18 protein-coding genes, 1 tRNA gene and 4 pseudogenes are annotated in these 24,637 nt (G+C 53.6%); 14 read left to right on the top strand and 9 right to left on the bottom strand.

What is annotated here, in order from left to right:
- Nucleotides 1-18: 18 nt before the first annotated feature.
- From lacZ to HV157_RS21520, 3 genes and pseudogenes are all read right to left on the bottom strand, one after another.
- Nucleotides 19-3,093: a beta-galactosidase gene (gene lacZ / locus HV157_RS21510; RefSeq protein ID WP_039388377.1), complete on the bottom strand. Its 3,075-nt coding sequence runs from the start codon at nucleotides 3,091-3,093 to the stop codon at nucleotides 19-21.
- A 121-nt stretch (nucleotides 3,094-3,214) separates the two neighbouring features.
- On the bottom strand, nucleotides 3,215-4,297 hold the full coding sequence (lacI, locus tag HV157_RS21515; RefSeq protein ID WP_007851507.1) for a DNA-binding transcriptional repressor LacI: 1,083 nt from the start codon (nucleotides 4,295-4,297) through the stop codon (nucleotides 3,215-3,217).
- A 236-nt stretch (nucleotides 4,298-4,533) separates the two neighbouring features.
- Nucleotides 4,534-4,734, bottom strand: a pseudogene (locus tag HV157_RS21520) (transposase); the annotation flags it as partial.
- A 98-nt stretch (nucleotides 4,735-4,832) separates the two neighbouring features.
- Between HV157_RS21520 and HV157_RS21525 the strand changes: the two are divergent.
- A pseudogene (locus tag HV157_RS21525) lies at nucleotides 4,833-5,084 on the top strand (transposase); the annotation flags it as partial.
- A gap of 12 nt (nucleotides 5,085-5,096) precedes the next feature.
- On the opposite strand, the gene HV157_RS21530 reads toward HV157_RS21525, so the two are convergent.
- Complete coding sequence (locus tag HV157_RS21530) at nucleotides 5,097-6,248, bottom strand: IS30-like element IS30 family transposase (protein ID WP_001254932.1); 1,152 nt, start codon at nucleotides 6,246-6,248, stop codon at nucleotides 5,097-5,099.
- Nucleotides 6,249-6,312: 64 nt separating this feature from the next.
- On the opposite strand from HV157_RS21530, the pseudogene HV157_RS21535 reads away from it, so the two are divergent.
- The 3 genes and pseudogenes from HV157_RS21535 to HV157_RS21545 all read left to right on the top strand — a co-directional run.
- Nucleotides 6,313-6,741 (top strand): annotated as a pseudogene (locus HV157_RS21535) (IS3 family transposase); the annotation flags it as partial.
- Nucleotides 6,742-7,413: 672 nt separating this feature from the next.
- Nucleotides 7,414-8,922, top strand: a complete 1,509-nt coding sequence (gene ltrA / locus HV157_RS21540; protein ID WP_001189111.1) for a group II intron reverse transcriptase/maturase — start codon at nucleotides 7,414-7,416, stop codon at nucleotides 8,920-8,922.
- 80 nt (nucleotides 8,923-9,002) lie between these two features.
- A pseudogene (locus HV157_RS21545) lies at nucleotides 9,003-9,461 on the top strand (IS3 family transposase); the annotation flags it as partial.
- A 204-nt stretch (nucleotides 9,462-9,665) separates the two neighbouring features.
- On the opposite strand, the gene HV157_RS21550 reads toward HV157_RS21545, so the two are convergent.
- The 3 genes from HV157_RS21550 to HV157_RS21560 all read right to left on the bottom strand — a co-directional run bounded on the left by HV157_RS21550 (nucleotide 9,666) and on the right by HV157_RS21560 (nucleotide 12,120).
- Nucleotides 9,666-10,865, bottom strand: a complete 1,200-nt coding sequence (locus tag HV157_RS21550) for an integrase arm-type DNA-binding domain-containing protein (protein ID WP_007851503.1) — start codon at nucleotides 10,863-10,865, stop codon at nucleotides 9,666-9,668.
- 175 nt (nucleotides 10,866-11,040) lie between these two features.
- Nucleotides 11,041-11,115 (bottom strand) — tRNA-Arg (locus HV157_RS21555).
- A 75-nt stretch (nucleotides 11,116-11,190) separates the two neighbouring features.
- Nucleotides 11,191-12,120, bottom strand: a complete 930-nt coding sequence (locus HV157_RS21560) for a formate/nitrite transporter family protein (protein WP_020883107.1) — start codon at nucleotides 12,118-12,120, stop codon at nucleotides 11,191-11,193.
- A 315-nt stretch (nucleotides 12,121-12,435) separates the two neighbouring features.
- Here HV157_RS21560 and mlaA point away from each other — a divergent pair, with 315 nt between their 5' ends.
- Nucleotides 12,436-13,188 carry a phospholipid-binding lipoprotein MlaA gene (mlaA, locus tag HV157_RS21565; RefSeq protein WP_020883108.1) on the top strand — a complete coding sequence of 251 codons (753 nt, stop codon included), beginning with the start codon at nucleotides 12,436-12,438 and terminating at the stop codon, nucleotides 13,186-13,188.
- Nucleotides 13,189-13,251: 63 nt separating this feature from the next.
- On the opposite strand, the gene fadL is transcribed toward mlaA, so the two are convergent.
- Nucleotides 13,252-14,580: a long-chain fatty acid transporter FadL gene (gene fadL / locus HV157_RS21570; RefSeq protein WP_020883109.1), complete on the bottom strand. Its 1,329-nt coding sequence runs from the start codon at nucleotides 14,578-14,580 to the stop codon at nucleotides 13,252-13,254.
- A 372-nt stretch (nucleotides 14,581-14,952) separates the two neighbouring features.
- Here fadL and HV157_RS21575 point away from each other — a divergent pair, with 372 nt between their 5' ends.
- From HV157_RS21575 to sixA, 4 genes are all read left to right on the top strand, one after another.
- Nucleotides 14,953-15,237, top strand: coding sequence for a YfcZ/YiiS family protein (locus HV157_RS21575; RefSeq protein ID WP_014171053.1), 285 nt, complete (start codon nucleotides 14,953-14,955; stop codon nucleotides 15,235-15,237).
- A gap of 239 nt (nucleotides 15,238-15,476) precedes the next feature.
- Nucleotides 15,477-16,787, top strand: a complete 1,311-nt coding sequence (gene fadI / locus HV157_RS21580; RefSeq protein ID WP_182268924.1) for an acetyl-CoA C-acyltransferase FadI — start codon at nucleotides 15,477-15,479, stop codon at nucleotides 16,785-16,787.
- Entirely contained in the window at nucleotides 16,787-18,934 is a 2,148-nt protein-coding gene (gene fadJ, locus HV157_RS21585; RefSeq protein WP_182268925.1) for a fatty acid oxidation complex subunit alpha FadJ, read from the top strand. Before fadI ends, fadJ begins: the two co-directional genes overlap by 1 nt.
- A gap of 209 nt (nucleotides 18,935-19,143) precedes the next feature.
- Nucleotides 19,144-19,629 carry a phosphohistidine phosphatase SixA gene (sixA, locus tag HV157_RS21590; RefSeq protein WP_014171048.1) on the top strand — a complete coding sequence of 162 codons (486 nt, stop codon included), beginning with the start codon at nucleotides 19,144-19,146 and terminating at the stop codon, nucleotides 19,627-19,629.
- Between the two features lie 48 nt (nucleotides 19,630-19,677).
- On the opposite strand, the gene smrB is transcribed toward sixA, so the two are convergent.
- Entirely contained in the window at nucleotides 19,678-20,229 is a 552-nt protein-coding gene (gene smrB, locus HV157_RS21595) for an endonuclease SmrB (protein ID WP_014171047.1), read from the bottom strand.
- A 145-nt stretch (nucleotides 20,230-20,374) separates the two neighbouring features.
- On the opposite strand from smrB, the gene prmB reads away from it, so the two are divergent.
- From prmB to HV157_RS21620, 5 genes are read left to right on the top strand one after another with little or no spacing between them, the layout of a single operon-like run.
- A complete protein-coding gene (gene prmB, locus HV157_RS21600; RefSeq protein ID WP_014171046.1) occupies nucleotides 20,375-21,307 on the top strand; it encodes a 50S ribosomal protein L3 N(5)-glutamine methyltransferase in 933 nt (310 codons plus the stop codon).
- A gap of 60 nt (nucleotides 21,308-21,367) precedes the next feature.
- On the top strand, nucleotides 21,368-22,453 hold the full coding sequence (gene aroC / locus HV157_RS21605; RefSeq protein WP_025203566.1) for a chorismate synthase: 1,086 nt from the start codon (nucleotides 21,368-21,370) through the stop codon (nucleotides 22,451-22,453).
- Nucleotides 22,454-22,455: 2 nt separating this feature from the next.
- On the top strand, nucleotides 22,456-23,280 hold the full coding sequence (gene mepA / locus HV157_RS21610) for a penicillin-insensitive murein endopeptidase (protein ID WP_014171044.1): 825 nt from the start codon (nucleotides 22,456-22,458) through the stop codon (nucleotides 23,278-23,280).
- Nucleotides 23,280-24,089, top strand: a complete 810-nt coding sequence (locus tag HV157_RS21615; protein ID WP_182268926.1) for a sulfite exporter TauE/SafE family protein — start codon at nucleotides 23,280-23,282, stop codon at nucleotides 24,087-24,089. The genes mepA and HV157_RS21615 overlap by 1 nt, the downstream gene beginning before the upstream one ends.
- Nucleotides 24,089-24,634 (top strand): elongation factor P hydroxylase, encoded by a 546-nt coding sequence (locus tag HV157_RS21620; protein WP_151711854.1) that lies wholly within the window; start codon nucleotides 24,089-24,091, stop codon nucleotides 24,632-24,634. Before HV157_RS21615 ends, HV157_RS21620 begins: the two co-directional genes overlap by 1 nt.
- Nucleotides 24,635-24,637: the final 3 nt, after the last annotated feature.

The raw sequence follows: 24,637 nt of genomic DNA on the forward strand, positions 1-24,637 counted from the left end.
TGGCCTGCCCGGTTATTATTATTTTTGACACCAGAGCAACTGGTAATGGTAGCTACCGGCGCTAAGGTGGAATTCCGCCGACACTGACGGGCTCCAGGAGTCGTCGCCACCAATCCCCATATGGAAACCGTCGATATTCAGCCATGTGCCTTCTTCCGCGTGCAGCAGATGGCGATGGCTGGTTTCCATCAGTTGCTGTTGACTGTAGCGGCTGATGTTGAACTGGAAGTCGCCGCGCCACTGGTGTGGGCCATAATTCAATTCGCGCGTCCCGCAGCGCAGACCGTTTTCGCTCGGGAAGACGTACGGGGTATACATGTCTGACAATGGCAGATCCCAGCGGTCAAAACAGGCCGCAGTAAGGCGGTCGGGATAGTTTTCTTGCGGCCCTAATCCGAGCCAGTTTACCCGCTCTGCTACCTGCGCCAGCTGGCAGGTCAGGCCAATCCGCGCCGGATGTGGCGTATTGCTCGCCACTTCAACATCAACGGTAATCGCCATTTGACCACTTCCATCAATCCGGTAGGTTTTCCGGCTGATAAATAAGGTTTTCCCCTGATGCTGCCACGCGTGGACCGTGGTAATCAGCACCGCGTCGGCAAGCGTATCTGCCGTGCACTGCAACAACGCTGCTTCGGCCTGGTAATGGCCCGCCGCCTTCCAGCGTTCGACCCAGGCGTTAGGGTCAATGCGGGTCGCTTCACTTACGCCAATGTCGTTATCCAGCGGTGCGCGGGTGAACTGATCGCGCAGCGGCGTCAGCAGTTGTTTTTTATCGCCAATCCACATCTGTGAAAGAAAGCCTGACTGGCGGTTAAATTGCCAACGCTTATTATCCAGCTCGATGCAAAAATCCGTTTCGCTGGTGGTCAGTTGCGGGATGGCGTGGGGCGCGGAGGGGAGTGTCACGCTGAGGTTTTCCGCCAGACGCCACTGCTGCCAGGCGCTGATGTGTCCGGCTGCTGACCATGTGGTCGCGTTCGGTTGCACTACGTGAACCGTTAGCCAGAGTTGTCCGGCGCTCTTCGGCTGCGGTAGTTCAGGCAGTTCAATCAACTGTTTACCTTGTGGAGCGACATCCAGAGGCACTTCACCGCTTGCCAGCGGCTTGCCATCCAGCGCCACCATCCAGTGCAGGAGCTCGTTATCGCTATGACGGAACAGGTATTCGCTGGTCACTTCGATGGTTCGCCCGGATAAACTGAACTGGAAAAACTGCTGCTGGTGTTTTGCTTCCGTCAGCGCCGGATGCGGCGTGCGGTCGGCAAAGACCAGACCGTTCATGCAGAACTGGCGATCATTCGGCTTATCGCCAAAATCACCGCCGTAAGCCGACCACGGATTGCCATTTTCATCATATTTAATCAGCGACTGATCCACCCAGTCCCAGACGAAGCCGCCCTGTAAACGGGGGTACTGACGAAACGCCTGCCAGTATTTAGCGAAGCCGCCAAGACTGTTACCCATCGCGTGGGCGTATTCGCAAAGGATCAGCGGGCGCGTCTCTCCAGGCAACGAAAGCCATTTTTTGATGGACCATTTCGGCACAGCCGGGAAGGGCTGGTCTTCATCCACGCGCGCGTACATCGGGCAAATAATATCGGTTGCGAAGGTGTCGGCTCCGCCGCCTTCATACTGTACCGGGCGGGAAGGATCGACAGATTTGATCCAGCGATAGAGTGCGTCGTGATTAGCGCCGTGGCCTGATTCATTCCCCAGCGACCAGATGATCGCACTCGGGTGATTACGATCGCGCTGCACCATTCGCGTTACGCGTTCGCTCATCGCGGGTAGCCAGCGCGGATCATCGGTCAGACGATTCATTGGCACCATGCCGTGGGTTTCAATGTTGGCTTCATCCACCACATACAGGCCGTAGTGGTCGCACAGCGTGTACCACAGCGGATGGTTCGGATAATGCGAACAGCGCACGGCGTTAAAGTTGTTCTGCTTCATCAGCAGGATATCCTGCACCATCGTCTGCTCATCCATGACCTGACCATGCAGAGGATGATGCTCGTGACGGTTAACGCCGCGAATCAGCAACGGCTTGCCGTTCAGCAGCAGCAGACCATTTTCAATCCGCACCTCGCGGAAACCGACATCGCAGGCTTCTGCTTCAATCAGCGTGCCGTCGGCGGTGTGCAGTTCAACCACCGCACGATAGAGATTCGGGATTTCGGCGCTCCACAGTTTCGGGTTTTCGACGTTCAGACGTAGGGTGACGTGATCGGCATAACCACCACGCTCATCGATAATTTCACCGCCGAAAGGCGCGGTGCCGCTGGCGACCTGCGTTTCACCCTGCCACAAAGAAACCGTCACCCGCAGCTCATCGCGCAGCTCGCCGTACATCTGAACGTCTGCCTCCAGTACAGCGCGGCTGAAATCATCATTAAAGTGAGTGGCTACATGGAAATCGCTGATTTGCGTGCTCGGTTTATGCAGCAACGAGACGTCACGGAAAATGCCGCTCATCCGCCACATATCCTGATCTTCCAGATAACTGCCGTCACTCCAGCGCAGCACCATCACCGCGAGGCGGTTTTCTCCGGCGTGTAAAAATGCGCTCAGGTCAAATTCAGACGGCAAACGACTGTCCTGTCCGTAACCGACCCAGCGCCCGTTGCACCACAAATGAAACGCCGAGTTAACACCATCAAAAATAATTCGCGTCTGGCCTTCCTGTAGCCAGCTTTCATCAACATTAAATGTGAGCGAGTAACAACCCGTCGGATTCTCCGTGGGAACATACGGCGGATTGACCGCAATGGGATAGGTCACGTTGGTGTAGATAGGCGCATCGTAACCGTGCATCTGCCAGTTTGAGGGGACGATGACAGTATCGGCGTCAGGAAGATCGCGCTCCAGCCAGCTTTCTGGTACCGCTTCTGGTGCCGGAAACCAGGCAAAGCGCCATTCACCATTCAGGCTGCGCGACTCTTGGGAAGGGCGATCGGTGCGAGCCTCTTCGCTATTACGCCAGCTGGCGAAAGGGGGATGTGCCGCAAGGCGATTAAGTTGGGTAACGCCAGGGTTTTCCCAGTCACGACGTTGTAATACGACGGCCAGTGAATCCGTAATCATTGTCATAGTTGTATCCTGCGTGAATTGTTATCCGCTCACATTTTCGCATAACATACGAGCCGGACACATAGAGTGTAAAGCCTGGGGTGCCTAATGAGTGAGCTGACTCACATTAATTGCGTTGCGCTCACTGCCCGCTTTCAAGTCGGGAAACTTGTCGTGCCAGCTGCATTAAGGAATCTGCCAACGTGCGGGGAGAGGTGGTTTGCGTATTGGGCGCCAGGGTGGTTTTTCTTTTCACCAGTGAGACGGGCAACAGCTGATTGCTCTTCACCGCCTGGCCCTGAGAGAGTTTCAGCAAGCGGTCCACGCTGGTTTGCCCCAGCAGGCGAAAATCCTGTTTGATGGTGGTTAACGGCGGGATATAACACGAGCTGTCTTCGGTATCGTCGTATCCCACTACCGAGATATCCGCACCAACGCGCAACCCGGACTCGGTAATGGCGCGCATTGCGCCCAGCGCCATCTGATCGTTGGCAACCAGCATCGCAGTGGGAACGATGCCCTCATTTAGCATTTGCATGGTTTGTTGAAAACCGGACATGGCACTCCAGTCGCCTTCCCGTTCCGCTATCGGATGAATTTGATTGCGAGTGAGATATTTATGCCAGCCCGCCAGACGCAGACGCGCCGAGACAGAACTTAATGGGCCCGCTAACAGCGCGATTTGCTGGTGACCCAATGCGACCAGATGCTCCACGCCCAGTCGCGTACCGTCTTCATGGGAGAAAATAATACTGTTGATGGGAGTCTGGTCAGAGACATCAAGAAATAACGCCGGAACATTAGCGCAGGCAGCTTCCACAGCAATGGCATCCTGGTCATCCAGCGGATAGTTAATGATCAGCCCACTGACGCGTTGCGCGAGAAGATTGTGCACCGCCGCTTTACAGGCTTCGACGCCGCTTCGTTCTACCATCGACACCACCACGCTGGCACCCAGTTGATCGGCGCGAGATTTAATCGCCGCGACAATTTGCGACGGCGCGTGCAGGGCCAGACTGGAGGTAGCAACGCCAATCAGCAACGACTGTTTCCCCGCCAGTTGTTGTGCCACGCGGTTGGGAATGTAGTTCAGCTGCGCCATCGCCGCTTCCACCTTTTCCCGCGTTTTCGCAGAGACGTGGCTGGCCTGGTTCACCACGCGGGAAACGGTCTGATAAGAGACACCGGCATACTCTGCGACATCGTATAGCGTTACTGGTTTCACATTTACCACCCTGAATTGACTCTCTTCGGGTGCTATCATGCCATACCACGAAATGTTTTGCGCCATTCGGAGGGGGCACGCCGAAGTGAGATTCAAAATGCCGACGTCAGTTCACAGGTGGGTAATGATACCAACGTGTTGATTTCGTATTTTCACTGACACCAGGATCATCCTGATGTTACAAGGATTGAATGACTACAGATTAAAATAGTCATCAACAGGTTGACAGCATTACCGGTAACCCGTTTCAGCTCTTTCTGGAGACGGCGGATCTCGGCCTGAGCATCTGACTGTTCTTTATTAGTGGAAGAATCCGGACCGTACTTCTTTATCCATGCATAAAGGCTGTGGGTGGTGATATCGAGACGTGTTGCAACGCTGGAAACAGAATAACCGCGATCAACAACCTGTTTGACTGCTTCAGTTTTAAACTCTTTGAATCGCCACGGATAATCTAGACACTTCCGAGCCGTTGATGGACTGACCCCACCCCAGTAGACGATCCTGCCCTATAGTTTGAGTATAGGGGGAGCATATGGGCACACCACGATTTACACCTGAATTTAAGGAAGAAGCCGTCCGACAGATAACGGAACGCGGTTATTCCGTTGCCGAAGTATCTGACCGTCTGGGCGTTTCTGCCCACAGCCTCTACAAGTGGCTACGGGCTATCAAACCGGATAACAGCGAGCAGCATGCCCGGGATTTACTGGAAGCCAAAAGCGAGATCCTGAAACTACGGGCGCAGCTAAAACGTACCGAAGAAGAACGGGACATCCTGAAAAAGGCCGTTGTAGATTCAATCTGTCAATGCAACACCCCTTTCAATTATCTCTTTCGGTGTTTTGAACTTCAGTGTCTTTCTCGGTCTGTTGTTTAGCTGAGCAGCAACCAGATCTAGTTCATGTTGAGTATATTGGGCAAGACATGTCTTTTTAGGAAAGTACTGCCGAATTAGCCCATTTGTGTTCTCATTTGTTCCCCGCTGCCAAGGACTCTGAGGATCGCAGAAGTAAACTTTAACGCCGGTGCTGACAGTAAATTCTAGATGTCTGGCCAGTTCCATTCCTCTGTCCCATGTCAGTGATTTTCTGAGTTCTGACGGTAAACTCAGGAATTTGTCGGTAAGAGCCTGATTTACTGAGACAGAATCTTTGCCCCTGAGTCTAAGGATGATCGTATAACGTGATTTTCGGTCTACAAGTGTGGCTATATGAGAGTTTTTTGTACCTGAGACTAAATCGCCCTCCCAATGCCCCAGAGAGCGTCTGTTATCGATATTTCGGGAACGTTCGTGAATTGGTGTTCCGTTCACTATGTTAATCGTACCTCTTTCGCCTTTGCGGGTATGACGCCTGCCATGGCGAAGGCTATGCGACCGTCGCAGATGCTGTATATTCAGGTGGTGTAGCGCTTCACGGCTACGAAAGTACAGCGTTTTATAAATTGTCTCAGGTGATATTCGCAGCGTTTTTTGACGTGGTTTTGTTCGCCTTAACCATCCTGATATTTGCTCTGGAGACCATTTCATCTCCAGCTTTTCCAGAACAAGCTTTCGCAATGGTAAATTTTGATCCAGTAAGCACGGTTTTGGCCTTTTCGCCATTCTGTTGGCTCGGTTATTAGCATCAACAGCTTTGTAATAGCGTCTGCCCCGATTACGCTGAACTTCACGTGAGATCGTCGAAGGACTGCGATTCAGCGCAGTAGCTATCGCACGAATGCTCATTTTGGCTGACAAACCAGCTCGTATCTCCTCGCGCTCAGACAGTGTCAGGTGAGCTACAGCCCGCTTACGCTCATGGGGTTTTATGCCGCCAGTATCCCTTAACATAGTGAAGATCGTTCCGGGTTTTGAACCCAGGATATTCGCTATTTCACTGAAGCCTGTTCCGTTCTTCCATAGTTCAAAAACAGAGGCTTTTTCCTCTGCTGTAAATGTTCGTCTCATTCAAAAAACCTCCGCAACCCCATGTTTTCACATAACTGTTGCGTTGACCAATTGAATCTACAGCGCGGTACTTTGCAAGGGAGCCCGACTGAAGTACCGCTTTATCAATGAGCACCGCACTGTATGGGGTGTGATGACAATGTGTCGGGTACTGGATGTCGCCCGGGCCGGGTTCTACGCGTGGCTGCATAACCCGGTCTCGGCACGTGATAAAGATAATCAGCGTCTGCTGACGCTTATCCGTGACTCCTATTCACTGAGCGGAGGCGTATACGGTTACCGGCGGGTTCATGGCGACCTGAACGAAATCGGGGAAACCTGCGGTAAAAACCGGGTGGGCCGTATTATGCAACTGAACCGGATTAAAGCCGTGCGCGGCTATAAAGCGCCGCGTCGTATCGCTGGCAGACCTTCAGTGGTTGCCCCTAATCGCGTGCAGCGGCAGTTTACTGTTGTCCGGGCCAATCAGGTCTGGGTCACCGACATTACTTATAGTGTGCCCGGAGTTCAGGGCGGGCATGGATGCTTAAATGAACCGCGAGTCTGTCTGGAATATTGAACCGGTAACTCACGATGAGAAACCCAACAATCCCACCGGGTGTGACGGTGGAGAACCTGAGCGGCAGTGACCTGCGGCATGCCCGCAGGGTGATGTAACCCGCTGACAACGGGGATTGAGGCGAGATCACTAAGCCGAGATGATCCTCAAGGTTAAGTACTGAAAGGCTGAAGAACATGAACCCGTTAATCCGCCTCTGTGGGTTGAAAACGTCACCACGGCCTACGTGATCTGACAGGCCGTGCAGGAGGAACTGGCAGTGATACGTAAGCACTGCCGGTCGAAGGTGTTTTGACATGTATGCGAAACACCGGGGCAGCAGCGTCTATCACGCTTGCGTTGCTGACTTCTGCCAACTTGCGGCAAGCAAGGATAAAGAGTGCGACGGGCAGCCTCCTCAGTATGCCTGAGTCCAGGCAGGTAAACCGGGGAAGGTCAGCGACGGATGTTAAGGGGGCATGGCTCCGATGACGCGCTGGCTGGCGGAGCTTCCGTAGTAGTCCGCGATGGGGAAAGCCCATTACATGGCGAAGGGAAGCAGTTTGAATGTGTTTGCGACGTGAATTAACTGACCTAACGAGGTGAAGACCTTTGATAATCAGCGAAATGCAACGCAAGCTTGCCACATGGGCAGCCACCGATCCGTCCCTACGGATTCAACGGCTGCTGCGTCTGATAACACAACCAGAATGGCTGGCTGAAGCGGCGCGGATCACGCTTTCATCAAAGGGGGCCCATACCCCCGGCGTTGATGGCGTGAACAAAACAATGCTACAGGCCAGACTGGCTGTTGAGCTGCAAATCCTCAGGGATGAATTACTCTCAGGCCACTACCAGCCCTTGCCCGCCAGACGGGTTTACATCCCTAAAAGCAACGGCAAACTGCGACCACTGGGTATCCCCGCGTTGCGGGATCGTATTGTTCAGCGGGCCATGCTGATGGCGATGGAGCCGATATGGGAGAGTGATTTTCATACGCTCTCATATGGCTTCCGGCCTGAGCGCAGTGTCCACCACGCGATCCGCACGGTGAAATTACAGCTCACAGACTGTGGTGAAACCCGGGGACGCTGGGTGATTGAAGGCGACCTGTCCAGTTACTTCGACACCGTACATCATCGACTGCTGATGAAGGCTGTACGCCGCAGGATCAGTGACGCACGTTTCATGACTCTGCTGTGGAAAACCATCAAGGCGGGACATATCGATGTCGGTCTCTTTCGGGCGGCCAGTGAAGGTGTACCACAGGGCGGTGTTATATCGCCGCTATTATCGAACATCATGCTGAATGAGTTCGATCAATACCTGCATGAGCGCTACCTGAGCGGGAAAGCCAGAAAAGATCGGTGGTACTGGAATAACAGTATCCAACGGGGCCGAAGTACGGCGGTCAGAGAAAACTGGCAGTGGAAACCCGCGGTGGCGTACTGCCGCTATGCCGATGATTTTGTCCTCATCGTCAAAGGCACCAAAGCACAGGCGGAAGCCATCAGGGAGGAGTGTCGGGGTGTGCTCGAAGGCAGTCTGAAACTCAGGCTGAACATGGATAAGACTAAAATCACCCATGTTAATGACGGCTTTATCTTTCTGGGGCACAGAATCATTCGCAAACGCAGTCGTTATGGCGAGATGCGAGTGGTCTCAACGATCCCGCAGGAGAAAGCCAGAAACTTCGCCGCATCGCTGACAGCACTGTTATCAGGCAACTACAGTGAAAGCAAAGTCGATATGGCTGAACAACTCAACCGAAAACTGAAAGGCTGGGCTATGTTCTATCAGTTCGTTGATTTTAAGGCCAAAGTCTTCAGTTATATCGACCGTGTCGTGTTCTGGAAGCTGGCTCACTGGCTGGCCCGCAAATACCGTACAGGTATCGCTTCCCTGATGAGGTGGTGGTGTAAATCACCGAAACCGGGTCAGAGCAAAACGTGGGTTTTATTTGGTAAAACCAATCACGGCAAGCTCAGCGGCGAAATACTGTACCGGTTGGTGGGGCAAGGCAAGAAGCTGTTCCGCTGGCGGCTACCCGAAGGTAATCCCTATCTGAGGACGGAGACCAGAAACACGTATACATCGCGCTTTACAGAAGTGGCAATGGCGTTCGCCAGCATTTAAATGGAGAGCCGGATGCGCTGAAAGGTGCACGTCCGGTTCGGGGAGGAGAGGCAGGGAAATAGTCCGACTACGCCCTGCCTCTTACTCTACTCCGCACCTGGCAGGGCTGGCTGTATCTGGCGGTGGTTATCGATCTCTTCGCCCGTAACGTGGTGGGCTGGTCGATGAAGCCCACTCTCTCACGCGAACTGGCGCTGGATGCACTGATGATGGCGGTCTGGCGACGTAAACCCGGCGGCGAGGTCATCGTGCACTCAGACCAGGGAAGCCAGTACGGCAGTGACGACTGGCAGCGCTTCTGCCGGGCTAATAACCTGGTCCCGAGCATGAGCCGGCGTGGCAACTGCTGGGATAATGCGGTGGCCGAATCGTTCTTCAGTTCACTGAAAAAAGAGCGCATCAGGAAGAGAATATACAAAACCCGGGATCTAGCCCGGGCGGATATCTTCGATTACATTGAAGTGTTCTACAACCGGGCCCGGCGCCACAGTCACCTCGGCGGCGTCAGTCCGGAGGCCTTCGAACAGGCCTCGTCGTGAGGACAGAATTTGTCTACGGGCGTGGGGTCAGTCCACTTCGGGATAACGCTTACCGCTCATGGGCACCTCTCTTTAAGCCATCTTAAATGACTCTGAGGTGTCTGTTAAACCCGTGGCGATTCATTTTAGGCATAAAAAAAAGACCTCAGTTGAGGTCTATTTACATACTGTTGGTGCGAAGGCCGAACTCGAATCGGCTCTTCATTAACTAACTCTGGCAACGTTTCCATCCAATCGCAATCCATCCAAATAGTCCCCATACCACTGCATCATCTCTTTCCTCCCTTCAAGATACTGCGCATGGTTATAGGTCCCGCGAATCGCGTTCTTGTCCACATGCGCGAGCTGGGTCTCAATCCAAGCAGTGTTGAATCCTTCCTCATGCAAGATTGTGCTCATGGTGTGACGAAAACCATGTCCGGTTGCTCTCTTATCGTAACCAATCCTTTTAATAACCATATTGATGCTGGCTTCGCTCATTGGTTTATTAACATCGTTTCGACCTGCAAAGATAAACTGGTAAGTACCGGTCAATTGCTTTAGTTGCCGAAGTGCTGCTAAGGATTGAGCAGAAAGGGGCACTATGTGGGGTCGCCTCATCTTCATTCTACTTTTCGGTATTTCCCAGATATGGTTTTCGAAGTCGATTTCACTCCATTCTGCCATACGTAATTCGACGGTTCGTAAGCCCGTAAGCATGAGTAGTCGGGTCGCCAGAAGCGTTACTAGACTGCCGGTGTATTGTGAAAGCTTTTGTAAAAACTCGGGTAGCTCAGCAGCAGTAAGAAAGGGATAATGTTGTTTCTCGTACCCCTGTAAAGCACTACCAAGATCAGCCGCAGGGTTGTACTCGGCTCGGCCAGTAACAATAGCGTAACGGAACACTTCGCTACAACGTTGGCGCACTTTACTGGCAAGCTCCGGCGCACCTCGCTTTTCCATACGCTGCAATACAGACAGAAGCTCCAGTGGCTTTATCTCATTAACCGGCTGCGATCCAACAAAGGGAAATACATTGTTTTTGAAGGCCCGGTTAACATAGTCAGCGTAGTTTTTTGACCAGCCAGAAACTTTTGCGTTGTACCACTCAACCGCTATCGCTTCAAAAGTATTCGTAACCGATAGTTTTTGGGCAAGTAGTTCGGCTTTTTTAACTTCACCGGGATCTTTATCATTTGCCAATGTTTTTCTCGCTTCATCGCGCTTAGTGCGGGCTTCCGCAAGTGAGATGTCAGGATAGGTTCCGAACGAGAGTTTTTTCTCTTTACCGGCAAATCGATACTTCATTCGCCAGTACTTTGAACCGTTAGTATTGACCATGAGATAGAGCCCTCCGCCATCAGCGAGTTTATAGGCTTTATCTCTGGGCTTTGCAGTCTCGACCTGACGAGCATTCAGTGGCATTTGGGGGCCTCATTTTCCGTTGAACAGGATAAGCCCCCACTTAGGCCCCCAAACGTTTATTGATTCACGTAGATATGGGTAGACTTCAGTTGACGTCGCATAGCCTGAGAAGAGGGGTTATGGCTGATTATAAAAGGTTTTTATTGAATTCGGTAGACATCAGGAGAGTTATATCTGGTGTCCCCTGCAGGAATCGAACCTGCAACTAGCCCTTAGGAGGGGCTCGTTATATCCATTTAACTAAGGGGACAAGGCGGCACGAGTATAGCCTCATTTACACTTTGCGTTAAGCTCATCGCCGCCTGACTGCTCAAAGAGTCACCATTCAGGTCGATTTTTTTGCAGATTTATCATCGTTTTCCCGCGCTTTCTGTTCGGCCTTGCGCTTATTAGACATGTCGTTACGGATTTGCGCATGGCTTAACAGTGCGAAGATAAACGTTCCGCCGCAGATATTGCCTGCCAGCGTCGGCAGGGCGAACGGCCAGAAAAAATCGCTCCAGTGAAGCGTACCATTAAAGACCAGATAGAGGATTTCAACGGTTCCAACCACGATGTGCGTGGTGTCAGCCAGCGCTATCAGCCAGGTCATTAATATGATCACGACAATTTTGGCACTGCCCGCGGAAGGAAACATCCACACCATGGTCGCGATTATCCAGCCGGAGATGATGGCATTCGAGAACATTTCGAACGGCGTGTTTTTCATTACGTCCATACCGATTTTCACGAAGGCATCCCGGGTGGGCTCATCGAATATCGGCATATATTCAAAAGCCCATGCCGCCACGCCTGTACCGATGATATTCCCCAGCAGCACCACGCTCCATAAACGCATCAGTAAACCGAAATTACCGAGGGTAGGGTTTTGCATCACCGGGAGAACGGCGGTAACGGTGTTTTCAGTAAACAGCTGCTGGCGCGCCATAATGACAATCACAAAGCCAAAGGTGTAGCCGAGATTTTCAAGTAAAAATCCACCGGGTACCCCTTCCAGTTGCACATGAAATATGCCCTTGGCGAGGAGTGAGGCACCCATCGACAAGCCTGCCGCGATGGCCGACCAAAACAGAGCCATGGCATCACGCTCCATCTCTTTTTCGCCATCCTGTCGGATATGTTCATGGATCGCCATCGCACGGGAAGGAAGGCGATCTTCATTGATTTCTATCTCCTCACCGCGCTCTTTTTCCTCGCTTTCAATTTCAATTTCCTCATTACTCTCGCCAATTTTTTCTTCGCCCACTTCTTTCATAGCCACTCCAACACGATGATCTTTCTATAAAGCGTAGCGGCTTTTAATGAGATGCCCGTGGGGATGCTCTTAAATTGGCGGCAATGGCAACAAAGGCGATACATCTCATTAAAAGACATTATAAAATTGCCAGCGAAACGAATTCTAAAAGCCAGGCTATGCTGAGATCAGAGTGACGGTGGTTACTGCCCGTAATTGTGCTCGTAGACATCGGTAAACGTGCTGTTACAATCACTTGCACGTTTACAGGCGGAGCAACCCATGCTCCGTTACGGATGGCAATCAACGATAGCCATACTGAACAGGGAGATATTTATGAAACTTCGGCTGTCGGCGCTTGCACTGGGCGCGACGATGCTTGTGGGCTGCGCCAGCTCTGGAGAGCAAACGGGACGCTCCGATCCTCTCGAAGGATTTAACCGCTCAATGTACAGCTTCAACTACAACGTGCTGGACCCGTATGTGGTTCGCCCGGTGGCAGTTGCATGGCGTGATTATGTTCCACAACCTGCGCGTAACGGGTTGAGTAACTTCACCAGTAACCTGGAAGAACCTGCGGTGATGGTGAACTACTTCCTGCAGGGCGATCCGTATCAGGGTATGGTGCACTTTACCCGCTTCTTCCTGAACTCATTGCTGGGGATGGGGGGCTTCATCGATGTTGCCGGTATGGCGAACCCGAAACTTCAGCGTGAGCAGCCGCACCGTTTCGGCAGTACGATGGGGCATTATGGCGTGGGTTATGGTCCGTATGTTCATCTGCCATTCTACGGCAGTTTCACCGTACGTGATGACGGCGGCGACATGGTGGATACGCTGTATCCGGTTCTGTCGTGGCTGACCTGGCCGCTGTCGGTAGGGAAATGGACGGTGGAAGGGATCGAGACGCGCGCGCAACTGCTTGATTCGGACGGTCTGCTGCGTCAGTCTTCTGACCCGTATATTATGGTCCGCGAAGCTTACTTCCAGAATCACGACTTTATTGCCAATGGCGGCAAGCTGAAGCCGGAAGAGAATCCGAACGCGAAAGCAATCGAGAACGAATTAAAAGATATCGACTCGGAATAAAGATATCGACCCGGAATAAAGAAAAAAGGTGAGCCATGCTCACCTTTTTTAATCCCTGCGCGATTAGAACGCGTAGTTGAAGTTCATGCCATACAGCCAGGCTTTACCTTCAGAAGAGAACTCATACGGCCCCTCCTTAAAGTTAACTTTTTGACCGTGCATGTAAGAGATGCCCGCATCGATAGAAGCATCTTTATTGAAGGCATAGGTTGCACCTGCGCTCAGCCAGAAGCGGTCCTGGTCCGGAATGGAGATGGAACGCTTGTCAGCCGGTACCGGACTATCATCGAAGGCAATACCGGTACGGAATGTCCAGTTGTCATCCATATAGTAGGTGGTACCCAGCGCGATACGGTAGGCATCGCGGAAGCTTTCATCTTTATAGAAGAGCGTGTCACCATTGCTGTTGGTCGCTTTCAGCTCCTGGAACTGACTCCAGCTGGTGTAGGTCAGGCTATAGTGAACCGCCCACTGCGGTGCCACTTTGTTATAACCCGACAGTTCCCACATTTCTGGCAAGTGCAGGCTCAGAGAACCGCCAGTGGTACGGCCGTCGGTGCCCATTGGCAGGCCGAAGCTACCCAGAATCTGGTTATAGGCTGAAGGCAGGCTGCTCTTATAATCGCCATCGAAGTCAATTTTCACTTCGGAACGGTAGGTTAAACCGTAGCGGTTATTTTTATCGATTTCATAAAGGATACCGGCGTTCCAGCCGAAGCCCCATTCGTCACCCTTGAGGTAAGCAATCTGGGTATCTGCCGGAATACCTGCAACCTGCTGTGCCAGACCCGGAATCGGCGGCAGAGCGCCTGAGCCAGCAACGACTTTACCCAGGTCACCCGCGTAGCGCTCGATCTTCGCTTTAGCATAAACCGCATCAAAGCCGACGCCGAAGCTCCAGTGGTTGTCCAGACGGTAAGCACCGCTCAGGTTCAGGTTCAGGGTTTCAAGGTCGGTTTTACCGCCATACGCCCCTGCGGCGTAGTTATTATTAAACTCGGTAGCCAGACCGTAGTTAGACGTCACGGAAGCGCCCCAGCCGAACTGGTCATTAATTGGCGCAACGAAGTGGAGGTTTGGCACCCAGGCTGTTGGCGCGATGTTGTCTGCCTTCAGGCTGGCGCCTGTTGGCGAGCGGCCCGAGATATCAACACCCGGATCAACAAAGATTGCACCAGCAGAGAAGGTCGGACGATCGAACATCATGATCAGTGCAGGGTTACGACTCGCGTTGCCCGCATCATCAGCAATTGCGCCTTCCCCGGAATACGCACGGCCAAGGCCAGAGGAAGAAAATTCGTTTAACTGAAAGCCCGCGGACCAGGCGGACGTAGAGACGATTGCCACTGCGACTGCCAGCGCAGTCTTTTTGAACAGGGTTTTCTGGCTCATGACCATAACCTCATTGAGTTATTTTTATTCAATAATTGTTACATACCGTAACAGGAGCGCGAAGTGTAGGGTCTGAGGTATGACATACAAATCAGACCAGTGGCGAGAGTATAGGTCTGACCAGCCAGAATGTTGCAAGTTTGTTTATTAATATTTTCAAACATGTTTCTTGAAACGAGATCTGGTTGGCAAAATTGTGACCATTGCGAATCGTCTGAAAGGGTGATTTTTGTTCTAGATCATTTTTTAGTGTGATATTGGTCACTTATCCGCTTTTGCGCCATTAACGGCTGGAGAGAGCCAGCCCCGGGGCGTAAAATAGCAGCATCGTGTTTATCTCGCGCCTTGCGCGAATACAGAGGAAATTGAGCTATGAGTAAATGCAGTGCTGATGAAACCCCGGTTTGCTGCTGTATGGATGTTGGTACCATCATGGACAACTCCGATTGCACCGCCTCTTACAGCCGTGTATTCAGCAACCGCGCCGAAGCGGAAGAAACCCTGGCCGCGCTGAGCAAACGTGCACGTGAGGTCGAATCCGATCCGTGCGAAATCAAATCCACCTTTACTGACGTGGACGGCGGTGTGAAGCTGGATATCGACTTTGTGTTCGCCTGCGAGGCGGAAACGCTGATTTTCCAGTTGGGTCTGCGCTAACCTCAACGGCGTAATGCCCTCATCCTGGCCCCTCTCTCACAGTAGAGGGTGCACACTAAAACGGTAACCTTCGGGTTACCGTTTTGCTTTTGTTTTCGCAGAGACATTTTCTTTTTCTTCTCTGTGCCTTAGCTCGCACTTTTTCGTTTCCCTGATTGGCTGAATGTAAAAAAATGGTTAAGACTGTTATCAGGTCAGACCACTTTATGTTTGAGTAAAAAATTTTACAGGGGAAGGTTATGAGTCAGGCGTTACCGCTTATTACCCGTCAGGGCGATCGCATTGCCATTGTCAGTGGATTACGTACGCCATTTGCACGTCAGGCGACAGCGTTTCATGGCATACCGGCTGTCGATCTGGGGAAAATGGTGGTGGGGGAGATGCTGGCTCGCAGCGAAATTCCGCCTGAGGTCATCGAGCAGCTGGTTTTTGGCCAGGTTGTGCAGATGCCTGAAGCACCCAATATTGCACGCGAAATCGTCCTCGGTACGGGGATGAACGTCCACACTGATGCCTACAGCGTCAGCCGGGCATGTGCTACCAGTTTCCAGGCGGTGGCTAACGTGGCTGAAAGCCTGATGGCAGGTACCATTCGCGCTGGGATCGCCGGCGGGGCGGACTCCTCTTCGGTTCTGCCGATTGGGGTCAGTAAAAAGCTGGCCCGGATCCTGGTTGACGCCAACAAAGCCCGTACCGTCGGTCAGAAACTCAAACTTTTCTCACGCTTACGCCTGCGTGACCTTATGCCTGTACCGCCCGCAGTGGCGGAGTATTCCACCGGTCTGAGAATGGGCGATACCGCCGAGCAGATGGCAAAAACTTACGGGATCACCCGTGAGCAGCAGGATGCGCTGGCTCATCGCTCACATCAGCTGGCGGCGAAAGCCTGGTCGGAAGGCAAACTGGCTGATGAAGTCATGACGGCGTACATCCCGCCATACCGTGAACCGCTCTCAGAAGATAACAATATTCGCGGCAGCTCGACGATGGCGGATTACGCCAGGCTCCGTCCGGCATTTGACCGCAAACACGGTACCGTCACGGCCGCCAACAGTACTCCGCTGACGGACGGTGCCGCCGCGGTGATCCTGATGACGGAATCCCGTGCCAAAGAGCTGGGCATAAAACCGCTGGGCTACCTGCGCAGCTACGCCTTCACGGCGATAGATGTGTGGCAGGACATGTTGTTAGGGCCGGCGTGGTCCACACCGCTGGCGCTGGAACGCGCGGGACTGACCCTCGCGGATTTAACCCTCATTGATATGCACGAAGCCTTTGCTGCACAAACCCTGGCAAACATACAACTGCTGGCGAGTGAATGTTTCGCGCGCGATGTTCTTGGCCGGGCGCATGCCACTGGCGAAGTGGATCAGAGCAAATTTAACGTCCTGGGTGGCTCCATCGCCTACGGTCATCCATTTGCGGCGACGGGGGCGAGGATGATCACTCAGACATTACATGAGTTACGCCGCCGGGGCGGTGGTTTTGGTCTCGTAACCGCCTGCGCAGCGGGTGGTCTGGGCGCGGCAATGGTTCTGGAGGCTGAATAATGGATATGCCATCTGCATTTAATCTGACGGTACGCCTCGATAACGTCGCCGTTATTACTATCGATGTTCCCAACGAGAAGATGAACACCCTGAAAGCCGAGTTCGGCGTTCAGGTGCGCGCGATGCTAAAGCAGATCCGCGAGAACAAAGCGATTCGCGGCCTGGTGTTTATCTCAGCGAAACCGGACAACTTTATTGCCGGAGCCGATATCAACATGATTGCCAGGGCGCAAAACGCTCAGGAAGCCGAAGAGCTGGCGCGTCAGGGGCAACAGGTCATGGCGGAGATCCATGCGCTGTCTATCCCGGTCATCGCGGCGATCCACGGTGCCTGTCTGGGCGGTGGGCTGGAGCTGGCGTTGGCCTGTCACAGCCGCATTTGTACCGACGATGCGAAAACCGTTTTGGGCCTGCCTGAAGTACAGTTAGGCCTCCTGCCAGGCTCCGGCGGGACGCAGCGTCTGCCGCGTCTGGTTGGGGTCAGCACTGCGCTGGAAATGATATTAACCGGCAAACAACTGCGTGCCCGTCAGGCGCTGAAAGCCGGCCTGGTCGACGAGGTGGTTCCTCACGCCATTTTGCTTGAGGCGGCGGTTGAACTGGCGCTCAAAGGACGGCAGGCAAAACGTCCTCTGCCGGTGCGTGAGCGCGTGCTGGCCGGGCCACTGGGCCGCACACTCCTGTTCAGCATGGCGGGCAAGAAAACCGAACAAAAAACCAAAGGTAACTACCCGGCGGCGAAACGTATCCTTGAGGTTATTGAAGTGGGCTTATCTCAGGGCAGCAGCAGCGGCTATGCCGCAGAAGCAAAAGCCTTTGGCGAGCTGGCGATGACGCCGCAGTCTCAGGCGCTGCGTAACATCTTTTTTGCCAGTACAGAGGTAAAAAAAGACCCCGGCAGCGAGGCGCAGCCTGCCCCGCTGCATGCCATTGGCGTACTGGGTGGCGGGCTGATGGGGGGCGGAATATCTTTTGTTACCGCCAGCAAAGGCAAATTGCCTGTACGTATCAAAGACATCAATGCGAAAGGAATCAATCACGCGCTGCAGTACAGCTGGCAGAACCTTGATCAAAAGGTTAAACGCCGCCATATCAAGGCCAATGAGCGTGATAAAACCCTGGCACTGATCTCCGGCACGACAGATTACAGCGGTTTTGCCCATCGCGATCTGGTGATTGAAGCGGTGTTTGAAGACCTGGCGCTTAAGCAGCAGATGGTGGCTGACGTTGAGCAACATTGCGCACCCCATACCATTTTTGCGTCGAACACCTCGTCATTGCCCATTGGCGATATTGCGGCCAGAGCCCAGCGTCCGGAGCAGGTGATTGGCCTGCACTATTTCAGTCCGGTTGAAAAAATGCCGCTGGCGGAGGTTATCCCGCACGCCAGCACCAGCCCACAAACCGTTGCTACCGTGGTTAAACTGGCCAAAATGCAGGGGAAAACACCGATAGTGGTGGCGGACAAAGCCGGCTTTTACGTTAACCGCATTCTGGCGCCTTATATAAATGAAGCGATGCGGCTTCTGACGGAAGGGGAGAAGATCGAACACGTCGACGAGGCGCTGGTGAAGTTTGGGTTCCCCGTTGGCCCAATCCAACTTTTGGATGAGGTGGGAATTGACACCGGCACTAAAATTATACCTGTGCTGGAAGATGCTTATGGAGATCGTTTTAGCCCGCCTGCAAACATTGTTTCTGCAATTTTGAAGGACGATCGCAAAGGCAGAAAAAATGAACGCGGTTTCTATCTTTACGGCGCGAAAGGGCGTAAAAGCAAGAAACAGGTCGACCCTTCGGTTTATGGGCTTATTCCGACAACCGGTCAGGGAAAACTGTCATCCGTTCAATGTGCTGAACGGTGTGTGATGATGATGCTTAATGAAGCGGCACGCTGCTTTGGTGAGCAGGTGATTAAAAGCGCGCGCGATGGTGACATCGGTGCGGTATTTGGCATTGGTTTCCCGCCGTTCCTCGGCGGCCCGTTCCGTTACATGGACACTCTCGGTGCGGGTGAAGTGGTTGCAATCCTGCAACGTCTGGCCTCGCAATACGGTCCGCGGTTTACACCGTGTGACGAATTATTGCAGATGGCGGAACGGGGCCAGACATTTTGGCCTTCAAGGGAAACTGTCCTCGTAAGTTGAGGTCAAAAAAGGGTAAATCCTGAAGTGTATGAACCTGTTTTGGCGATTTTGTAAACAGAGATTGACTATACTTACGCCATTGAGGTAAAAAACAGCGTTTCATTCACCGAATGGATCAGGCACAATGCCCGACCATCGGGTTTTCTACCTCGGAGCGGTAATCGCGGGTAGTCAACGCCGGTGATTCTGGTTAACAAAAGCGGTGCAATATGCAAGTTTTTATCATGCGTCACGGCGACGCGGCACTCGATGCCGCCAGTGACTCAGTACGTCCTTTGACCGTCTGTGGCTGCGACGAATCTCGTCTGATGGCGACCTGGCTTAAAGGTCAAAAAGTGGACATCGAACGCGTTCTGGTGAGTCCGTTCCTGCGTGCAGAACAGACGCTGGAAGTGGTGGGGGAGTGTATGAACCTGCCAGCCAGTGTGGATGTTCTCCCGGAACTCACTCCGTGCGGTGATGTCGGCCTTGTCAGCGCTTATCTTCAGGCGCTGTGCAATGAAGGTGTCGCTTCCGCGCTGGTCATTTCCCACCTGCCACTCGTTGGCTATCTGGTATCTGAGCTGTGCCCGGGCGAGACGCCGCCGATGTTCACGACTTCCGCCATTGCCAACGTCGCTCTCGACGAAACGGGCAAAGGGGTCTTCAACTGGCAAATGAGTCCGTGCAATCTGAAGATGGCAAAAGCTATCTGATGTGACGTGCGATATGGCGGGGAGCAGAACATGCCTCCCGCCGTCCTGTCAGGGTAATTCTGGCGGCTGCCACTCTTCTACTTCAATCAACACCAGTAATGCGGCATCTCCGCCGTACTCTTTGGGTGCCTGATGAAACGCCATCACGTGGGGATGCTGAGCCAGCCACAGCGGTGTTTGTTGCTTCAGGATATGTTTGCCGTGGCCGTGCATCACGCAGGCGCAGAAAACATGTTCGCGACGACAGGCGGCAATTAACGCCCCCAGCTCCTGCTTCGCCTGCATCTGCGTCAAACCGTGCAGATCAAGAAACAGTTCGGGCGAGTAATCCCCCCGGCGTAATTTTTTCAGCTCAAAGTGGCTGACATCTTCCCGTACGTACTTCACCGCGCCCTGCGTATTGAGCAGCGGCTGAAATTCATCTGAAAAATAGTGGCTATTATCCGCCTGCTCCTGGAGCAATCGCTTGACCGGGACTTCCGTGATTTTTTTGCGCATCGGACGGTGGACAATGATGTCCTGCTTGATTTGACGCGTCCCGGTCATCAGCTGACGGAAGAGCGCCTGATCCTCCTCGCTAAGGGATGTTTTCTTTTTCATGGGTCATTCTCATCTCGTATTTCCGACAGTGTACCCGACTAAACGCATTTTTTAACCTCAAGCGCGACGCGTCATTGCTGATTTATCGCCGTCTTCATGGCAAACTAGCCGCCGAAAATTATGCGAGCATGCCCTGGAGGAAAGAGTGGATAAAATTTTTGTCGATGAAGCAGTAAACGAGCTGCATACCATACAGGACATGTTGCGCTGGTCGGTTAGCCGCTTCAGCGCCGCAAATATCTGGTACGGGCACGGTACCGATAACCCGTGGGATGAGGCCGTTCAGCTGGTACTGCCGTCCCTCTACCTGCCGCTCGATATTCCGGAAGACATGCGTACCGCACGCCTGACCTCCAGCGAAAAGCACCGTATCGTGGAGCGTGTTATCCGCCGCGTTAACGAGCGCATTCCGGTTGCCTATCTGACCAACAAAGCCTGGTTCTGTGGTCACGAGTTCTATGTTGATGAACGCGTTCTGGTGCCGCGCTCGCCGATTGGCGAACTGATCAACAACCACTTTGAAGGCCTGATTAACCATCAGCCAGAGCATATTCTTGATATGTGTACCGGCAGCGGCTGTATCGCGATTGCCTGTGCGTACGCCTTCCCGGAAGCGGAAGTGGATGCCGTGGATATCTCCACCGATGCGCTGGCTGTGACCGAGCACAATATTGAAGAGCACGGTCTGATCCATCATGTTACGCCAATCCGCTCCGATCTGTTCCGCGATCTGCCAACGCTGCAGTACGATCTGATCGTCACCAACCCGCCGTATGTAGATGCGGAAGACATGTCCGATCTGCCAAACGAATATCGCCACGAGCCGGAGCTGGGTCTGGCGTCAGGCTCTGATGGCCTGAAGCTTACCCGTCGCATTCTGGCCTGCGCGCCGGATTATCTGACCGACGACGGTGTTCTGATTTGTGAAGTGGGCAACAGCATGGTACATCTGATAGAGCAGTACCCGGATGTGCCGTTCACCTGGCTTGAGTTCGATAACGGCGGTGACGGCGTCTTTATGCTGACCAAAGCGCAGCTGCTTGACGCGCGCGAATACTTCAGCATTTACAAAGATTAATCCAGCGGGCTTCGGCCCGTTTCACAACGCTCAAACACAAATAACGACATCGGAGCCGTGATGGCAGGAAACAGTATTGGACAATTATTCCGGGTGACCACCTTTGGTGAATCGCACGGGCTGGCACTGGGCTGTATCGTTGACGGCGTACCGCCAGGCATCGAACTGACCGAAGCCGATTTACAGCACGACCTCGACCGTCGTCGTCCGGGGACTTCTCGCTACACCACGCAGCGTCGCGAGCCGGACCAGGTCAAAATTCTTTCCGGCGTTTTCGAAGGCCGCACCACCGGCACCAGCATCGGGCTGCTGATTGAAAATACCGATCAGCGCTCGCAGGATTACGGCGCCATCAAAGATGTGTTCCGTCCTGGACATGCCGATTACACCTACGAACAAAAGTATGGCTTCCGTGATTATCGCGGCGGCGGACGTTCGTCTGCCCGTGAAACCGCGATGCGCGTTGCGGCAGGGGCTATCGCCAAAAAATACCTGCAGCAGAAATTTGGCATTGTGATCCGCGGCTGTCTGACCCAGATGGGCGATATTCCACTGGCTATCAAAGACTGGGATTTGGTCGAGCAAAATCCGTTCTTCTGTGCCGATGCAGATAAGCTGGAAGCGCTGGACGAACTGATGCGTGGCCTGAAAAAAGAGGGCGACTCCATTGGTGCCAAAGTCACCGTCGTGGCTGATGGCGTACCGCCAGGCTGGGGTGAACCGGTATTTGACCGTCTGGATGCGGACATCGCTCACGCGCTGATGAGCATCAATGCGGTGAAGGGTGTAGAAATTGGCGACGGTTTTGACGTCGTTGCGCTGCGGGGCAGCCAGAACCGCGACGAAATCACCAAAGACGGTTTCCAGAGCAACCACGCGGGCGGCATCCTCGGCGGTATCAGCAGCGGTCAGCAGATTATTGCCAATATTGCGCTGAAACCGACCTCCAGCATTACCGTGCCAGGCCACACGATTAACCGCTCTGGCGAAGAAGTTGAGATGATCACTAAAGGACGTCACGATCCCTGTGTGGGGATCCGTGCGGTGCCGATCGCAGAAGCGATGCTGGCGATCGTACTGATGGATCACTTCCTGCGCCAGCGTGCGCAGAATGCGGATGTGACGACCACCATTCCACGCTGGTAAACATGAAAAAAACCGTCATTGCTCTGCTGGCACTGCTTGCCAGTGGAGCCAGTCTGGCCGCGACGCCATGGCAGAAAATCACCCATCCTGTGGCGGGCAGCGCGCAGTCTATTGGCGCGTTCTCGAACGGCTGTATCGTTGGGGCACAGGAACTTCCGCTGCAGTCCGATACCTATCAGGTGATGCGTACCGACCAGCGTCGTTATTTTGGCCATCCGGACCTGGTGCTGTTTATCCAGCGTCTGGGAAACCAGGTGCATAACCTGGGGCTGGGCACGATGCTGATTGGCGATATGGGGATGCCTGCCGGCGGTCGGTTCAACGGCGGGCACGCCAGTCACCAGACCGGTCTCGATGTCGATATCTTCCTGCAACTGCCGAAAGCGCGCTGGAGTTCAGCCCAGTTGCTGAAACCGCAGGCGCTGGATCTGGTGGCGCGCGACGGTAAAAACGTCGTGCCATCGTTGTGGACGCAGGACGTCTTCAGCATGATTAAGCTGGCGGCGAAAGATAACGATGTCACGCGGATTTTCGTTAACCCGGCCATCAAGCAGCAGCTTTGCCTGGATGCCGGCACCGATCGCGACTGGCTGCGTAAAGTGCGCCCGTGGTTCCAGCATCGTGCACATATGCACGTTCGTCTGCGCTGCCCGGCAAACAGCCTGGAATGTGAAGATCAGCCGTTACCCCCGCCAGGCGATGGCTGTGGTGCGGAACTGCAGAGCTGGTTTGAGCCGGCAAAACCTGGAACCTCTAAGCCTGAGAAGAAGACACCGCCTCCGTTGCCGCCTTCCTGCCAGGCGCTACTGGATGAGCATGTACTTTAATGGATAATTTCGTCGAACTGTTTATGGTGTCGCCGCTTCTGCTGGTGGTGCTTTTCTTTGTGGCGATGCTGGCCGGGTTTATTGATGCTCTGGCGGGCGGCGGTGGTTTGTTAACCGTACCGGCGCTGCTGGCCGCGGGCATGAACCCGGCACAGGCGCTCGCCACTAACAAGCTTCAGGCGTGCGGCGGCTCGCTCTCCGCGTCGCTCTATTTTATTCGCCGTAAGGTCGTCAGTCTGGCTGACCAGAAGCTCAATATTCTGATGACCTTTATTGGCTCGACCTCGGGTGCACTGCTGGTTCAGCATGTACAGTCCGATATTTTGCGCCAGATCCTCCCCATTCTGGTTATCTGCATCGGTCTCTACTTTTTGTTGATGCCAAAGCTCGGGGAAGAAGACCGGCAGCGTCGTCTGCATGGCCTGCCGTTCGCTCTTATCGCGGGTGGCTGCGTCGGGTTTTACGATGGCTTCTTTGGCCCCGGAGCAGGCTCGTTCTATGCCCTTGCGTTCGTGACGCTGGCCGGCTTTAACCTCGCTAAATCCACCGCCCACGCCAAAGTGCTCAATGCGACGTCAAACGTCGGCGGCCTGCTGCTGTTTATCATTGGTGGCAAAGTTATCTGGGCAACCGGATTTGTGATGATGGCAGGGCAGTTTTTAGGCGCACGTGCGGGCTCGCGTCTGGTATTAAGCAAAGGACAGAAGCTCATTCGCCCGATGATTGTTGTCGTCTCAGCGGTCATGAGTGCCAAACTGCTTTATGACAGCCATGGACAAGAGATCCTCACGTGGCTGGGAATGAATTAATGAACACAACCCATAAATACGAACAGCTGATTGAGATTTTTGATGGCTGTTTTGCTGATGATTTTAATACCCGTCTGATTAAAGGCGACGACGAACCGATCTATCTTCCTGCTGATGCGGACGTGCCGTATAACCGTATCGTGTTCGCGCATGGCTTTTACGCCAGCGGGTTACACGAGATTTCGCACTGGTGTATAGCGGGGAAAGCGCGTCGTGAGCAGGTGGACTTCGGCTACTGGTATTGTCCGGACGGCCGTGACGCCACCACGCAGAGCCAGTTTGAAGATGTGGAGGTGAAACCGCAGGCGCTGGAATGGTTATTCTGTGTGGCGGCAGGTTTCCCGTTCAACGTCAGCTGTGACAACCTCGAAGGAGAGGTCGAGCCAGACCGTATTGTCTTCCAGCGCCGCGTTCATGCGCAGGTGATGGAGTATCTTGAGAAAGGCATCCCGGAACGTCCGGCACGTCTGATCGAGGCCTTACAGAATTATTACCACACGCCGGAGATCACGGCGGAATGCTTCCCTTGGCCGGAAGATCTTTAACAG

The sequence above is a fragment of the Enterobacter sp. RHBSTW-00318 genome, assembly GCF_014101375.1.
Taxonomy (GTDB): domain Bacteria; phylum Pseudomonadota; class Gammaproteobacteria; order Enterobacterales; family Enterobacteriaceae; genus Enterobacter; species Enterobacter ludwigii.

What these genes read in the sequence shown, in the direction of transcription:
- lacZ (WP_039388377.1), bottom strand. Translation starts at nt 3,093, where the DNA reads ATGACAATGATTACGGATTCACTGGCCGTCGTATTACAACGTCGTGAC.
- HV157_RS21530 (WP_001254932.1), bottom strand. Translation starts at nt 6,248, where the DNA reads ATGAGACGAACATTTACAGCAGAGGAAAAAGCCTCTGTTTTTGAACTA.
- ltrA (WP_001189111.1), top strand. Translation starts at nt 7,414, where the DNA reads ATGCAACGCAAGCTTGCCACATGGGCAGCCACCGATCCGTCCCTACGG.
- HV157_RS21550 (WP_007851503.1), bottom strand. Translation starts at nt 10,865, where the DNA reads ATGCCACTGAATGCTCGTCAGGTCGAGACTGCAAAGCCCAGAGATAAA.
- HV157_RS21560 (WP_020883107.1), bottom strand. Translation starts at nt 12,120, where the DNA reads ATGAAAGAAGTGGGCGAAGAAAAAATTGGCGAGAGTAATGAGGAAATT.
- mlaA (WP_020883108.1), top strand. Translation starts at nt 12,436, where the DNA reads ATGAAACTTCGGCTGTCGGCGCTTGCACTGGGCGCGACGATGCTTGTG.
- fadL (WP_020883109.1), bottom strand. Translation starts at nt 14,580, where the DNA reads ATGAGCCAGAAAACCCTGTTCAAAAAGACTGCGCTGGCAGTCGCAGTG.
- HV157_RS21575 (WP_014171053.1), top strand. Translation starts at nt 14,953, where the DNA reads ATGAGTAAATGCAGTGCTGATGAAACCCCGGTTTGCTGCTGTATGGAT.
- fadI (WP_182268924.1), top strand. Translation starts at nt 15,477, where the DNA reads ATGAGTCAGGCGTTACCGCTTATTACCCGTCAGGGCGATCGCATTGCC.
- fadJ (WP_182268925.1), top strand. Translation starts at nt 16,787, where the DNA reads ATGGATATGCCATCTGCATTTAATCTGACGGTACGCCTCGATAACGTC.
- sixA (WP_014171048.1), top strand. Translation starts at nt 19,144, where the DNA reads ATGCAAGTTTTTATCATGCGTCACGGCGACGCGGCACTCGATGCCGCC.
- smrB (WP_014171047.1), bottom strand. Translation starts at nt 20,229, where the DNA reads ATGAAAAAGAAAACATCCCTTAGCGAGGAGGATCAGGCGCTCTTCCGT.
- aroC (WP_025203566.1), top strand. Translation starts at nt 21,368, where the DNA reads ATGGCAGGAAACAGTATTGGACAATTATTCCGGGTGACCACCTTTGGT.
- mepA (WP_014171044.1), top strand. Translation starts at nt 22,456, where the DNA reads ATGAAAAAAACCGTCATTGCTCTGCTGGCACTGCTTGCCAGTGGAGCC.
- HV157_RS21615 (WP_182268926.1), top strand. Translation starts at nt 23,280, where the DNA reads ATGGATAATTTCGTCGAACTGTTTATGGTGTCGCCGCTTCTGCTGGTG.
- HV157_RS21620 (WP_151711854.1), top strand. Translation starts at nt 24,089, where the DNA reads ATGAACACAACCCATAAATACGAACAGCTGATTGAGATTTTTGATGGC.